The 13,168-nt window shown below is 73.2% G+C and carries 12 protein-coding genes; 11 read left to right on the forward strand and 1 reads right to left on the reverse strand.

Annotated features, from left to right (window positions below):
* The first annotated feature begins 130 nt into the window (after positions 1-130).
* The 11 genes from ACWEMJ_RS08185 to ACWEMJ_RS08235 all read left to right on the forward strand — a co-directional run bounded on the left by ACWEMJ_RS08185 (position 131) and on the right by ACWEMJ_RS08235 (position 11,324).
* Positions 131-862, forward strand: a complete 732-nt coding sequence (locus ACWEMJ_RS08185) for a DUF7873 family protein (RefSeq protein ID WP_452136146.1) — start codon at positions 131-133, stop codon at positions 860-862.
* Between the two features lie 585 nt (positions 863-1,447).
* Positions 1,448-1,822, forward strand: coding sequence for a hypothetical protein (locus ACWEMJ_RS08190; RefSeq protein WP_452136147.1), 375 nt, complete (start codon positions 1,448-1,450; stop codon positions 1,820-1,822).
* A gap of 49 nt (positions 1,823-1,871) precedes the next feature.
* On the forward strand, positions 1,872-2,201 hold the full coding sequence (locus tag ACWEMJ_RS08195; protein WP_452136148.1) for an ArsR/SmtB family transcription factor: 330 nt from the start codon (positions 1,872-1,874) through the stop codon (positions 2,199-2,201).
* 170 nt (positions 2,202-2,371) lie between these two features.
* A complete protein-coding gene (locus tag ACWEMJ_RS08200; RefSeq protein ID WP_452136149.1) occupies positions 2,372-4,441 on the forward strand; it encodes a prolyl oligopeptidase family serine peptidase in 2,070 nt (689 codons plus the stop codon).
* A 63-nt stretch (positions 4,442-4,504) separates the two neighbouring features.
* Positions 4,505-6,853, forward strand: coding sequence for an immune inhibitor A domain-containing protein (locus ACWEMJ_RS08205; RefSeq protein ID WP_452136150.1), 2,349 nt, complete (start codon positions 4,505-4,507; stop codon positions 6,851-6,853).
* Positions 6,854-6,912: 59 nt separating this feature from the next.
* On the forward strand, positions 6,913-7,485 hold the full coding sequence (locus tag ACWEMJ_RS08210) for a winged helix-turn-helix domain-containing protein (RefSeq protein WP_452136151.1): 573 nt from the start codon (positions 6,913-6,915) through the stop codon (positions 7,483-7,485).
* Positions 7,482-8,780, forward strand: coding sequence for an MFS transporter (locus tag ACWEMJ_RS08215; RefSeq protein ID WP_452136152.1), 1,299 nt, complete (start codon positions 7,482-7,484; stop codon positions 8,778-8,780). The genes ACWEMJ_RS08210 and ACWEMJ_RS08215 overlap by 4 nt, the downstream gene beginning before the upstream one ends.
* 178 nt (positions 8,781-8,958) lie before the next feature.
* A complete protein-coding gene (locus ACWEMJ_RS08220) occupies positions 8,959-9,342 on the forward strand; it encodes a hypothetical protein (protein WP_452136153.1) in 384 nt (127 codons plus the stop codon).
* A complete protein-coding gene (locus tag ACWEMJ_RS08225) occupies positions 9,342-10,391 on the forward strand; it encodes a transcriptional regulator (protein WP_452136154.1) in 1,050 nt (349 codons plus the stop codon). Before ACWEMJ_RS08220 ends, ACWEMJ_RS08225 begins: the two co-directional genes overlap by 1 nt.
* A gap of 37 nt (positions 10,392-10,428) precedes the next feature.
* Entirely contained in the window at positions 10,429-10,860 is a 432-nt protein-coding gene (locus tag ACWEMJ_RS08230) for a roadblock/LC7 domain-containing protein (RefSeq protein ID WP_452136155.1), read from the forward strand.
* An 89-nt stretch (positions 10,861-10,949) separates the two neighbouring features.
* Positions 10,950-11,324, forward strand: coding sequence for a hypothetical protein (locus tag ACWEMJ_RS08235; protein ID WP_452136156.1), 375 nt, complete (start codon positions 10,950-10,952; stop codon positions 11,322-11,324).
* 3 nt (positions 11,325-11,327) lie between these two features.
* On the opposite strand, the gene ACWEMJ_RS08240 is transcribed toward ACWEMJ_RS08235, so the two are convergent.
* Complete coding sequence (locus tag ACWEMJ_RS08240; protein ID WP_452136157.1) at positions 11,328-13,121, reverse strand: glycoside hydrolase family 36 protein; 1,794 nt, start codon at positions 13,119-13,121, stop codon at positions 11,328-11,330.
* Positions 13,122-13,168: the final 47 nt, after the last annotated feature.

Genomic DNA, 13,168 nt, shown 5'->3' on the forward strand with positions numbered 1-13,168 from the left:
CGCCGAGGGCGGGGCAAAAGGGCTCGACGTAGCAGGTCGGGAGGGTGCGACACGGCAGGTAGGAGGGGCGCGGCGGGGCGGCGGATAAATCGGGTGCAGGTCGAACAGGCGTTCCGCTAGCGTCCTCGCCGTGGCCAAGTTGAACCAGATCATCGCCGTGGAAAAGGGCGTCAAGTCGAAGTCGTTCCAGGAGCTGACGCAGGCTCATCAGGATCTGCAGAAGCCCGCCCTGCTGGCCGGCATCTCCCGGTCGTACCAGCCGAAGGACGAGGAGGGCGAGCAGTTGCCGCCCGAGTCGACGCGGGTGCAGGTCAAGGCGGAGGACGTGCTGCGGGCGACGGCCGCCACGCTCACCCGGCTGTTCGACGTCACCGCGACGAAGGACTGGGCCAACACCGAGGCCCGGGCGGACGTGGTGGTGGACGGGCGGACGCTGGTGGCCGGTGCGCCGGTGACGTACCTGCTGTTCCTGGAGAAGCAGTTGACCGATCTGCGGACGTTCGTCCGCAAGCTTCCGGTGCTGGACGCCGCCGAGTCCTGGTCGCACGACCCGTCCACGGACGCGTGGAAGACCGAGGCGGTGCGCACGATCCGCACCAAGAAGGTGCCGCGCAACCACGTGAAGGCGGAGGCGACGGAGAAGCACCCGGCGCAGGTCGAGGTGTACTACGAGGACGTCGCGATCGGGTACTGGACGACCGTGAAGTTCTCCGGCGCGCTGCCGGCGCGGCGGGTGAACGAGTTGCTGGAGCGGGTGGAGAAGCTCCAGCAGGCGGTGCAGTTCGCCCGTGAGGAGGCGAACGCCGCGGAGGTCACCGACCGCCGGGTCGGCGACGCCGTGTTCGGCTACCTGTTCGGGTAGCCCCAAGAGCCCCCCCGGGTGAGACCGGGGGTGGCGCGAAGAGCGCAAGCTGACACTGAAGTTGAAGCTGACTTCGGGGTACAGGTGGAGGTTCGAGTCCTCCCCCCGGCACCACGCGCCGGGGTGGCCCAACACGGCAGAGGCAGCCCCGTCAATCTCAGACTCTCGCTCAAGTCTCAGCATTCGCCGCCGAGCGCCGGATCGACCGGCCGAGGGCCGGTGACGTCGGATGCGGGTTCGACTCCCGCCTGCGCCTCTCCGTGGCGCGGTAGCTTCAATGGCAAAGCACGACGTCGTGAGAGTGACCCTCGGCCTTAAACGTGCCGGCGCAGAGCAATTGGGTGGCACCTCAGGGGCCCGGGAGCTGGATACCGCTCCCGGGCCCCGTCACGTTCCGGGGCGACCGATTGTGTGAAGTGTTCACATCCTGAGTTGCAAATGTCTTCAAGTGGTCACGAGTTCGGCAGCTCGCGATCGGATGTCGATCGGCTTCGAAAGATTTCGATCAACACTCGGCCGAAGTGCGATCCGGTTCCTACAGTCGTGCCGACCGACCAGGCCGCGACAGCAGCAGGAGGACAGGCGATGGCGAATCTCGAAACCTCGCTCAAGGAAGCCATGACCATCGAAGGCGCCATCGGGGTGGCGCTGGTGGACTACGGCAGCGGAATGGCCCTGGGGACGCTGGGCGACGGCGGGGAGATCGACCTGAATGTCGCCGCGGCCGCCAACACCGACCTGGTGCGTGCCAAGATGCGGGCGATGGAGCTGCTCAACCTCCACGACGACGGCATCGAGGACATCCTGGTCACCCTGACCGGCCAGTACCACCTGATCCGTCCGCTGACCACGGCCGGCGGGCGCGGCCTGTTCCTCTACCTCGCGCTCAACCGCAGCCGGTCCAACCTGGCGATGGCCCGGCACCAGTTGAAGCGGATCGAGTCGTCCCTGGAGGTCTGAGCGCGGGCGGCGACGCCCCCGGGCGACGCCGGAGAAATGGGGAGGAAGCATGCCCGTACCGCTGTACCAGGCCAAGGCCGAGTTCTTCCGGATGCTCGGCCATCCGGTCCGGATCCGAGTGCTCGAACTGCTCCAGGCCGGGCCGACGCCCGTCCGCGACCTGCTGCCCGCGCTGGAGGTCGAACCGTCCAGCCTCTCCCAGCAGTTGGCCATCCTGCGCCGCTCGGGCCTGGTGACCGCCACCCGCGAGGGCTCCACCGTGGTCTACGCCCTGGCCGGCGCCGACGTCGCCGAACTGCTGCGCACCGCCCGCCGGATACTCACCGAGCTGCTCGCCGACCAGGGGATGCTGCTGGAGGAGCTCCGCGCCTCCCACTGACCGCGCCCGACGGGCCGGGCCGCCCCCGCTGCGGGCGGCCCGGCCCGGGTTCCAATCGGCTCCCTCGCTCCTGCCGATGTCGACGCCGATGGCCGATACTACGATGCTGTGTGACATTTCACAGGTCACACTTCTAGCCGAACCGCCCCTCGCACCGCCACCATCGGCAGGTGACCCACACCGACCCCTTCCTCGCGCTGAGCGCCGCCACCGGCCGCTTCGGCTACGGCTCACCCCGCGCGGTCACCCTCGCCGCCGACGCGAGCCGCGCCCTGTTCCTGCGCTCCACCGGCCCGACCGACCCGGTCGAGCGCCTGTGGAGCTACGACGTGACGGACCGTCAAGAACGGTTGCTGGCCGATCCGTTGAAGCTCACGGACGGCGGCGGGAGCCTGCCCGCGCCGGAGCGCCGTCTGCGCGAGCGGATCAGGATCTGGGCGCCCGGCATCGGCTCGTTCGCCGCCACGGCCGATCTCGCCACGGCGGTCTTCCCCCTCGACGGACGGCTCTTCCGCTGCGACACGGCGACCGGCGAGTGCGCCGAACTCCCCGTCGCCGGTCCCGCGTTCGACCCGCGCCCGAACCCGGACGGCACCGTCGTCGCCTACGTCGCGGACGACGCGCTGCATCTGGTGCCGGGCGGCCGGATCAGCCCGGACGACGGCGCGCGCTGGGGCGTGGCGGAGTTCGCGGCGGCGGAGGAGCTGGGCCGCTCCCGGGGCCACTGGTGGTCGCCCGACGGAGCCGCGCTGCTGGCCGCCCGGGTGGACGAATCGGCGCTGCCGCTGCGGCACTTCGCGGATCCGGCGCACCCGGAGCGGGAGCCGGAGTCGTTCGCCTACCCGCAGGCGGGCGGCCCGAACGCGGACGTCCAGCTGTGGGTGCTGCGCCCGGACGGCCCGCGCACCCGACTGCGCTGGGACGACGCCGAGTTCCCCTACCTGCTGGCGGCCGAGTGGGACGGCGGCGACGAGATCCTGCTGACCGTCGCCGACCGCCTCCAGCAGCGGGTGCTGCTGCTGAGCGCCGACCCGGCCACCGGCGACACCCGTGAACTGTCGTGCACCGAGGACGAGTTCTGGGTGGACCCGCTGCCGGGCACCCCGCAGCGGCTGCCCGACGGGCGGGTGCTGACCTCGGCGGACACCCCGGCCGCGCGCGGGCTGGCGCTGGACGGCAAGCCGCTGACCGACGAGCGCCTCCAGGTGCGCCGGGTGCTCGGCCCGTGGCAGGGCGGCCTGCTCGTCGAGGCGGGCGACGGCGACCCGGCCGACCAGCACGTCTTCCGGCTGGACCTGGACGGCGGCGCCCCGGAGCGCCTCACCGGGGGCGCGGGCGTGCACACGGTGGCCGCGTACGGCGGGGACGTCCTGCTGCTCACCCACGCCTCGCTCGACGGCGTCCGGCGCGAGCTGCGGCGCGACGGCGCCCGCACCGAGTTCCCCGACCTGTCGGCCGAACTCCCCTACCGGCCGCGGCCGTTGCTGTCCCGGGTGACCGAGCACGGGCTGCCCGCGGCAGTGCTGTACCCGCGCGGGCACGTGGCCGGCCGCCGGCTCCCGGTGCTGCTGGACGTCTACGGCGGCCCGGGCTACCAGGCCGTCGCCCACGAGCCGCGCCGCTGGCAGCTGAAGCAGTGGTGGGCCGACCAGGGCTTCGCGGTGGTGACCGTCGACAACCGCGGAACGCCGTACGTGTCACCGGAGTTCACCCGGGCGATCTTCCGCCGCTTCTCGCAGGTGGCGATCGACGACCAGGTCGCGGCGCTGCACGCGCTGGGCGCGGCGCACCCGGACCTGGACCTGTCCCGGGTGGGTGTGCGCGGCTGGTCGTACGGCGGGTACTTCGCGGCGATGGCGGTGCTGCGGCGTCCGGACGTGTTCCACGCGGCGAGCGCGGGCGCGCCGCCGACCGACTTCCGGCTGTACGACACGGCGTACACGGAGCGGTACTTGGGGCTGCCGCAGGACAACCCGGAGGGCTACCGGGCGGACTGCCTGCTGGCCGACGCGCCGTCGCTGAGCCGTCCGCTGCTGCTGATCCACGGACTGGCGGACGACAACGTGCACCCCTCGCACACGCTGCTGCTGTCGCAGGCGCTGACCCGGGCGGGCCGCCCGCACGCCGTGCTGCCGCTGCCGGGGGTGAGCCACATGCTGCCGGACGGCGAGCTGGAGCGGGTGGCGGCGGTGGAACTCGCCTTCCTGCGGCAGGAATTGGGGGCTACCCCTTCCGCCTGAAGCATGACATGTGAAATATTACCGGCCATTCCTTTACCTCTCTCCCAGCAAGGAGCGGGTCTCTTGCGCAGACTCCCCACAGCCCTCCTGGCTGCCCTGACCACCGGCGCGATAGCCCTGACCGTCGCCCCCGCGCACGCCCAACCGTCCTCCCCCGCCCCGCAGTTCGCGGCCGGCGACGGCCGGGAGGCGCCGGCCTCGCCGCTGCCCCCGCAGGAGCGGGCCCGGCAGGCGCTCAAGGCGCAGGCCATGGCGCAGGTCAACCAGGGCCAGGTCGCCAAGAGCGGCAAGGGCACCACCCCGGCCAAGATCAAGATCGGCAACGACTACGTCCAGCTCGCCCACGAGCGCACCGACAAGGTGTTCGTGATCCTCGCCCAGTTCGGCGACCAGGTCGACAACACCACGCTGTACGACGGCAAACCGCGCTACGGCGGCACCCCCGGCCCGCAGCACAACAGGATCCCGCAGCCGGGCGCGAGCGACACCCACACCTACTGGCAGCGCGACTTCAGCCGCGACTACTACCGGAAGATGTTCTTCGACGACGCGCCGGGCGCCAACTCGATGCGCAACTTCTACCGCACCCAGTCCTCGGGCCGGTACGACATCGAGGGCACCGTCACCGACTGGGTGACCCTGCCCTGGAACGAGGCCCGGTACGGCTCCAACAAGGGCCCGCAGGGCAGCGGCGGCTGGACCCAGGCGAGCGAGTTCGTCCGGGACGCCACCAAGGCCTGGTACGACGGCGAGCTCGCCAAGGGCCGCACGGCGGCGGACGTCAGGGCGGAGCTGGCGCGCTACGACGTCCAGGACCGCTACGACTTCGACAAGGACGGCGACTTCGACGAGCCGGACGGCTACCTCGACAACGTGATCGTGGTGCACGCCGGCGTGGACGAGACCTGGGGCGGCGGCGCGCAGGGCGCCGACGCGCTGTGGGCGCACCGGAGTTGGACCTTCCCCGACCCGTCGGGCCAGAACGGACCGGAGGGCAACCGGATCGGCGGCGCGCCGGTCGGCGACACCGGCCTGTACGTGTACGACTACGTTCAGGCAGGCGAGAACAGCGGAGTGGGCCTGTTCTCGCACGAGTTCGGGCACAACCTGGGCCTGCCGGACCTGTACTCGACCGCCGGCGGCGACAACTCCGTCAGCTTCTGGTCGCTGATGTCCTCGGGCTCGTACCTGGGCAAGGGACGCAACACCACCGGCGCGTACCCGGGCGACCTGGACGCCTGGAGCAAGCTCCAGATGGGCTGGCTGAGCTACGACGAGGCGCAGGCCGCCACCCGGTCCAGCCACACGCTGGGCGTGTCCGGGTACAACACCGACCAGGCGCAGGCGGTGCTGGTGCACCTGCCGCCGGGGTCGACCACGACCACGCTGGCGGAGCCGTTCGAGGGCGGCGCGCAGTGGTGGAGCGACACCGGTGACAACATGGACGCCTCGCTGGCGCGCACCGTGGACCTGACCGGGACGACGTCCGGGGCCGCTCTGGACGCCGCCGCCTGGTGGGACACCGAGCAGGACTACGACTTCTTCACCGTCGAGGCCTCCGCCGACGGCGGCCGCACCTGGAAGCCGCTGCACGGCACCGTCGACGGGCAGCCGATCGGCGACACCACCGCGAACACCCCCGGCCTGAGCGGCAGTTCGGGCGGCTGGAAGCAGCTGCACATCCCGCTGGACGGCTTCCTCGGCAAGCAGGTGCAGGTGCGCTTCCACGTCACCTCCGACACCAACACCCACGGCCGGGGCGCCCTGGTGGACGCGGTGAAGCTGACGGCGGACGGCCAGGTCGTGCTGTCCGACGGCGCGGAGGGCGGCCCGGGCGACTGGGCGGCCGTCGGGTTCTCCGTCCTGCACGGCAAGGACGCCGTCAAGCAGCACCCGCGCGCGTACCTGGTGGAGAACCGCCGCTACGCCGGCTACGGGGCGTTCCTGAAGACCGGGCCGTACAACTTCGGCTACTCGGGCGTGCCGGGCAAGTCCGACGTGATCGACAACTACCCGTACCAGGAGGGCGTGCTGGTGTGGCTGTGGGACACCTCCTACGGCGACAACAACACCGTCGACCACCCGGGCGGCGGGCTGATCCTGCCGGTGGACGCGCACCCGCAGGCGCAGCGGTTCGCGGACGGCTCGCTCACCAACGGGCGTTCGCAGCCCTACGACGCGACGTTCTCGCTGAAGAAGACGGACGCGTTCACGCTGCACAAGGCGGGCGTGGCGACCGAGGTGCCCTCGAAGCCGGCGGTGCCGGCGTTCGACGACCACCGCGGGGTGTACAGCGACCCGGCGATCCCGCAGCTCGGCGTGCGGGTGCCGGACAGCAACACCCGGATCGAGGTGGTCCGCGAGACCCAGGGCGGCCGGCTGACCACCGTGCGGGTGGGTCCGGCGTCCTGAGGCCGCACGGCGGCGGTCCGCGCTTGTAAAGAATCCTTTCCAAAGATAGCTTTACAAGCATGAGCGAACCGCCGCCGTCGGTCCGGCTGACCGACCCCCGCGCCCTGCGCGCCTACGCCCATCCGACCCGGATGGCCCTGGTGGGCCTGCTCCGCGTGCACGGACCGCTGACCGCGACCCGTGCCGCGGAGCTGCTCGGCACCGAGTCCGTCGCCAGCTGCTCCTTCCACCTGCGCCAACTCGCCAAGTACGGGCTGGTGGAGGAGGCCGGCGGCGGGCGCGGCCGGGAGAAGCCCTGGCGGGCCACCGCCGCGTTCACCAGCTGGGACGCCTCCCCCGCCGACCCGGAGCAGGCCGCCGCCGTCGACTTCCTGCAACGGGCCGTGCTGGACGGCTACTTCGCCCGCGCCACGGCCTGGCTGGCGCACCGCGCCGAGGAGTCGCCCGAGTGGCGCGAGACGGCCGGGTTCGGCGACACGGCGGTCCGGGTGACGGTCGAGGAGCTCGCCGAACTCAACGCCCGCATCGAGGAGTTGACCCGGCCGTACGTGGAGCGCGCGGTCGAGGGGCACGAGGGCGTGCGCACCGTCCAGCTGATCCAGCTGGCCGTTCCGACGGACGTGCGGCCGTGATCGGGCGTCCCCGGATACCCGGGCTGCTGCGCGAGCCGGCCTTCCGCCGCTACTGGAGCGGGCAGACCATCTCCTCGCTGGGCGATCAGATCACCCTGCTGGTGATCCCGCTGATCGCGGTCTCCGCGCTGCACGCCGACGCCGCGCAGATGGGCTACCTGGCCGCCGCCGGCTACCTGCCGTACCTGCTGCTGTCGCTGCACGCGGGCAGCTGGGCCGACCGGTACGGCAGGCGGCGCCGGGTGATGATCGCCACCGATCTGGGGCGGGCCGCCGTGCTGCTGACGGTGCCGGCGGCCTGGGCGGCGGGCCTGCTGACGCTGGTGCAGCTGTACGCGGTGGTGCTGGCCGTCGGCACGCTGTCGGTGTTCTTCAACGTCTGCAATCCGCCGCTGTTCGTCGCGCTCGTCCCCGCCGACCAGTACCTGCGCGGCAACGCGCTGGTCAACGGCAGCCGCGCGGCCACCTATGTGGCGGGGCCGGGCCTGGGCGGTCTGCTGGTCCAACTGCTGGCCGCGCCCCTGGCGTTGGTGGTGGACGCGCTGTCCTTCGTGCTGTCCGCGCTGTTCCTGCACCGGATCGACCCCGCGGAGCCGCCGGCCGCCGAGTCCGGGCGCGGCTCGGCCGGCGAGGGCCTGCGCTGGATCCGCCGCTCCCCCGTGATCCGGGCCTCGCTGCTGGGCACCGCGACCGTCAACCTGTTCACCTTCGTCATCGGCGCGCTGTTCGTGCTCTACGCGACGCGTGAACTCGGGTTCAGCGCGGGCCTGTTGGGCGCGGTGCTGGCGGCCGCGGCGGTCGGCACGCTGCTCGGCGCGGCCGTCACCGGACGGCTGGCCGCCCGGATCGGCGTGGGGCCGGCGTTCCTGTTCGGCCTGGTGCTGTTCCCGGCGCCGCTGCTGCTGATTCCGCTGGCGGGCGGCGGGACCGGCTCCGCCGCCGCGCTGCTGTTCGCCGCCGAGTTCCTGTCCGGCGTCGGCGTGATGATCCTCGACATCTCGGCCGGCACGATCTTCGCCGCGTGCATCCCGGACGCCATGCGCTCCCGGGTGTTCGGCGCCTACCAGGCCGTCAACTACGGGGTGCGGCCGCTGGGTTCGCTGCTCGGCGGCCTGCTGGGCTCCACCCTGGGCCTGCGCCCGGCGCTGTGGATCGCCGCGATCGGAGCGGTGGCGTCCGGATTGTGGGTGGTTTTCTCGCCGATCCCGCGCCTGCGCGAACTGCCCGCCCAGGACGGGGCGTTGGACTCCGAGGAGCGGGCTGACCAGGGAGAACCGGTCGAACATTCGGCCTGACCCGGCCTCGGAAGGGCGGGGCACCATAGCGTATTCGGGCATATGCCCGATGGATATGGCTGAAAGTCTCGCCCTCCGGGGGCCCCGCCGGTAGCGTTGCGTTCCGGTCAGACTACCGCAGGTGAAAGCGGTGGCAGCGACGCACCGTGCCGCGCACGGTGGGGAGGGAACGCCGTTCGTGCCCGGGATCGAAGAGTGCCTTGCGGAAGCCATGGGGATCACCGGCGCGCTGGGGGTCAGCCTGGTCGACTGGACCAACGGTCTGGCCATCGGCACCGCCGGACTGGGCCCCGACGGCGACCACGAGGTCGGGGCCGCCGACGCCACCGAACTCGCCCGGGCCGTCACCCAGACCCCGTCCTTCGCCGACCCGGACTCCGGCGCCCCGCCCGCCGAGGACGTCATCGTCACCTCGGCCGGCAACTACCACCTGATCCGGTTCGTCCCCGCCGCGTTCGACGCGAACGTCTTCCTCTACCTCCGGCTGGACCGCGACCACGCCAACCTGGCGATGGCCCGGCTCCGCCTCGCCGCCATCGCCGACCGGCTGGTGCTCGCCTGATGCGGCCCGCCGACACCCTGACCGCGACCGCCGACGCCCCGCCGGGCATCCACGCCGACGCCCCGCCGGGCATCCACGCCGACGCCCCGCCGGGCATCCACCCCCCACCCGGCCCGGCCCCGACCGCCCGCGCGCCGCGCCGGATACCGCCGATGCCGACCGTGCCGCCCCAACTCCCGCCGCCCGCGCACCGGTTGCCGCGCAAAGACGCCCCGCTGCCGCGCCGCCGACGCACCGCCTGCGCGCCCGCCACCACCTTCGAGGCGGCGCTCACCGAACTCGCCGCCCAGGGCGCCACCGGCGTGCTGCACGGCCCCCACGGCGCGGTGCACCTGGCGGGCGGAGCGGTGGTGTACGCGCAGTCCGCCCGCGGGGCGGGCGTAGGCCACCTGCTCACCGGCGCGGGCCGGATCACCGTCCGCGACTGGGAGGAGAGCCTCGCCCGGGACGCCGGGCACCCCGCCGACCACCTCCTCGCGGCCGGCCTGGTCGGCCCCGGCGAACTCGAACTCGCCCGGCTGGCCGCCACCTTGGACGGCGCCCACGACGCGCTCGCCCAGCACGGCATCGAGCTGCGGTTCGACTCCGCCGCCCGCCCGGCCTTCGAACTCGCCCGCCCGCTCTCGGTGTTGGAGCTGCGCGGCGCGGTCGGCCGGCGGCGCGCGCTGCTGGACGCCTGCTGGCCGTCGGCCGAACTCGACGCCGCCGCGCCGGTCGCCACCGGTGCCGCCCCGACCCGCCGCACCGCCGTGCCGCGCCGCCGCCGACAGGCGCTGCTGGCCGCCGCCGACGGCACCCGCACCGTGCCCGAGCTGGCCCGGCTGCTGGGCCGCACCACCTACGGCACTCTGCTGGACGTCCGGCAGCTGGCCGCCGCCGGCCTGCTCGGGACGGGCAGGCCGGCCGTCCTCCCCGACCCGCCGCCGGCCGCCGGGCCGCTGCCCGCGCCGCCGGACGGGCTGTTGCCGCCAGGCCCGCGCTCCTACGACTCCTCGGACCCGGAGGTGGGCCTGCTGCTCCGACTACGTGCCGCCCTGGAGGCCCTGTGACCGCCCTGCCCGCCCGCACCTGCCCGCCGTCCGAGTCATGAAGCGGACCTTTCGTCAACTGACCGCGAGGAGGACGAGCGTGCTGCCCGAAGCCGAGGTGCAGGCCGAACTGCGCAGCCTGCGCTCCCGTGTCCCGCACCTGACGGGTTCGCTGGTCGCCACCGTCGACGGCCTGGTGGTGGCGCACGACACCAGCGCCCTGGAGGCGGAGAGCGTGGCCGCGCTGACCGCCGCCGCGCTCGGCGTCGGCGCGCGGCTCACGGAGGCCACCGGGCAGGGCGCCTTCCTGGAGCTGATCACGCGTGGCGAGCGCGGCTACACGGCGACCTACGCCGCCGGCGCGTACACGGTGCTCACCCTGCTGGCGGGGGCGCAGGCCAACGTCGGCCGCCTGCACCTGGAGGCCCGCCGGGCCGGGGCGCGGATCGCCGCCCTCGCCGACACGGACCTCGACCGCGGCCAGTTCTGACTCCCCCGACGGATCTTCTCGACTCCGCACCACCCGGCCCGTCGATCTGACGTGCCGTCAATTCGCTCAACAGAAGAGGTAGTTGCTCCATGTCTGGTCTGGAAACCGCGCTCAAGGAGATCATGGGATCGGTCGAGGGCACCATCGGTGTCGCCCTGGTCGACTACAACAGCGGCATGGCCCTGGGCCTGATCGGCGGCGGCCCCGACCTGGATCTGAACGTCGCCGCCGCCGGCAACACCGACGTGGTCCGGGCCAAGCTCCGCGCGATGGAGCTGCTCAACCTGGACGAGGCGATCGAGGACATCCTGATCACCCTGTCCTCCCAGTACCACCTGATCCGCCCGCTGACCTCGCGCTCCGGCAAGGGCCTGTTCCTCTACCTGGCCCTGGACCGCAACCGGGCCAACCTGGCGATGGCCCGGCACCAGTTGAAGAAGGTGGAGACCGACCTGGAGGTCTGAGGCTCAGCCTTCCCGGCCGAGCGTGAGCAGGCCCCCGGTGGGCACCCGGACGGCGAGTTCCGTCCCGTCCACGGGGGCCTGCGCCCGTGCCACCTCGCCGCCCCGGCAGTCCTGCACCAGCAGCTCGACGCGGCCCGGCGGCCGGTCGAAGTCGATCCGCACCAGGGTGTCCTGGTCGGCGTTCGCCACCAGCAGCCGCCGCCAGGGGCCGGCGGCGCGCAGCGGCAGCGGGGCCCAGCGGCCGAACGCGAGCGCGTCCGCCGTCCGCGCCTCGATCACGGGGTAGGCCAACTCGGGCCGGTGGGGGCGCAGTTCACCGCGCTGGAGCAGGTCGCGGTGCTCGGCCGCGACGCCCAGCCAGAACCGCAGCGCGGCGAGTTGCTCCGGGCTCTGCGCGGCGAGGTCGACGGAGACCTGCGGGGTGGCGAACAGGACGGACTGGAGCAGGACGGCGATCTGCTCGGGGCTCTCGTCGGGGTGCCAGGTCAGCGGGTCGGCGTGCACGGCGAGCGGCCCGGCGGTCAGCCTGAGGTCAGCGGTGCGGACCCGGTTCTCCACCGCGTTGTGCGGGCAGTCCGCGGCCCGGACCATGGTGGCGTAGGGCCACAGGCCGGGTCCGAGGTAGTCCTGCCGGTGTTCGACGAGCACGTCGGGGCGGGTGGCGCGGAGGCGGTCGTCGAGGGCGGCGAGGAGCTTGTGCACGCCTTCGGCGACGGTGGCGCAGTCCGCTTCGGGCGAGGCGGTGTGGGGGGCGGCGCCGGGTGCGGGGGTGCGGGCGAAGGTGTCGACGAAGTCGACCTTCAGGCCGTCGGCGCCGTGCTTCTCGACGGCGGCGGCGAGCCGTTCGACCTGGTGGGCGCGGACGGTGGGGCTGCGCGGGTCGAGCAGCCGGGTCTCCAGTTGCGGCAGGTGGGCGAGGGTGTGGTCGGCCAGCCGGGTGGCCGCTTCGCTGCGGTCGCCGACGAACGGGACGGCGTGCCACAGCAGGTAGTTCAGGCCGAGGGCGCGGACGCGGGCGATGTGCGCGGCGAAGTCGGGGAAGTCGGTGGGGGCGGGCTGCCAGTCGCCGGTGGTGGCGTAGGAGCGGGTGCGTTCGTCGGTCTGCCAGCCGTCGTCGACGATCAGGGTGCGGAAGCCGAGCGGGGCGGCGAGGGCGGCGAGGCGTTCGACGTCGGTGGCGGCCATCGCCAGGTGCAGCGCGTACCAGGTGCAGAACACCGGCTCGAACGCGGTGTCGGGGACGGTGCGGGCGGGTACCAGGGTGCCCCACCAGGCGGCGCACTCCCGTACGGTGTCGGCGAAGTGGCGGCCGCTCAGGTCGAGGCGAAGTGCGAGCCGGGGTCCGTCCTGTTCGATCCACCAGCTGTAGGTGCCGGTCTCCTCGACGGCGCCTTCGCCGATCGCGACGGGGCGGACGGGTTCGCCGACGGCGAAGGTGCACAGGGCGCGGTCGCCCGCGCCGACCAGGCTGCCGACGGGGGCGCCCTTGGGCAGTGACGCCTCCCGGGGGGCGGCCCAGCTCGGGGGCAGCCAGCGGGCGTCGGTGCGGGGCGTCCAGTAGGCGGTGGCGCCGGTGCAGGGCAGCTGCCACTCGATCCGCAGGCGGGCGTCCGGCTCGGCGGTGGCCGCCTCGATCAGCAGGACGCCGGGGACGTCGGTTCCGGTCACGGTCACGGCCGGGGCGCTGACGCTGCCGACGGCCGTCGCCCGGAGGGTGAGCGGGCCGGCGTCGACCGTGCGGGAGGTCTCGGTGCGGCCGGACGGGGGCGCGGAGCCGTCCCAGGACAGCGTGGTCACGCGGGGTTTCCTTTCGCGGGGGTTGGTCCCGCCCCGGCCGGCCGCGG

It is taken from the genome of Kitasatospora sp. NPDC004531, assembly GCF_053602195.1.

Bases quoted from the DNA above. Each gene is read 5' to 3' on its own strand.
- ACWEMJ_RS08190 (WP_452136147.1), top strand. From the start codon at position 1,448: ATGGCGAATCTCGAAACCTCGCTCAAGGAAGCCATGACCATCGAAGGC.
- ACWEMJ_RS08195 (WP_452136148.1), top strand. From the start codon at position 1,872: ATGCCCGTACCGCTGTACCAGGCCAAGGCCGAGTTCTTCCGGATGCTC.
- ACWEMJ_RS08210 (WP_452136151.1), top strand. From the start codon at position 6,913: ATGAGCGAACCGCCGCCGTCGGTCCGGCTGACCGACCCCCGCGCCCTG.
- ACWEMJ_RS08225 (WP_452136154.1), top strand. From the start codon at position 9,342: ATGCGGCCCGCCGACACCCTGACCGCGACCGCCGACGCCCCGCCGGGC.
- ACWEMJ_RS08230 (WP_452136155.1), top strand. From the start codon at position 10,429: ATGAAGCGGACCTTTCGTCAACTGACCGCGAGGAGGACGAGCGTGCTG.
- ACWEMJ_RS08235 (WP_452136156.1), top strand. From the start codon at position 10,950: ATGTCTGGTCTGGAAACCGCGCTCAAGGAGATCATGGGATCGGTCGAG.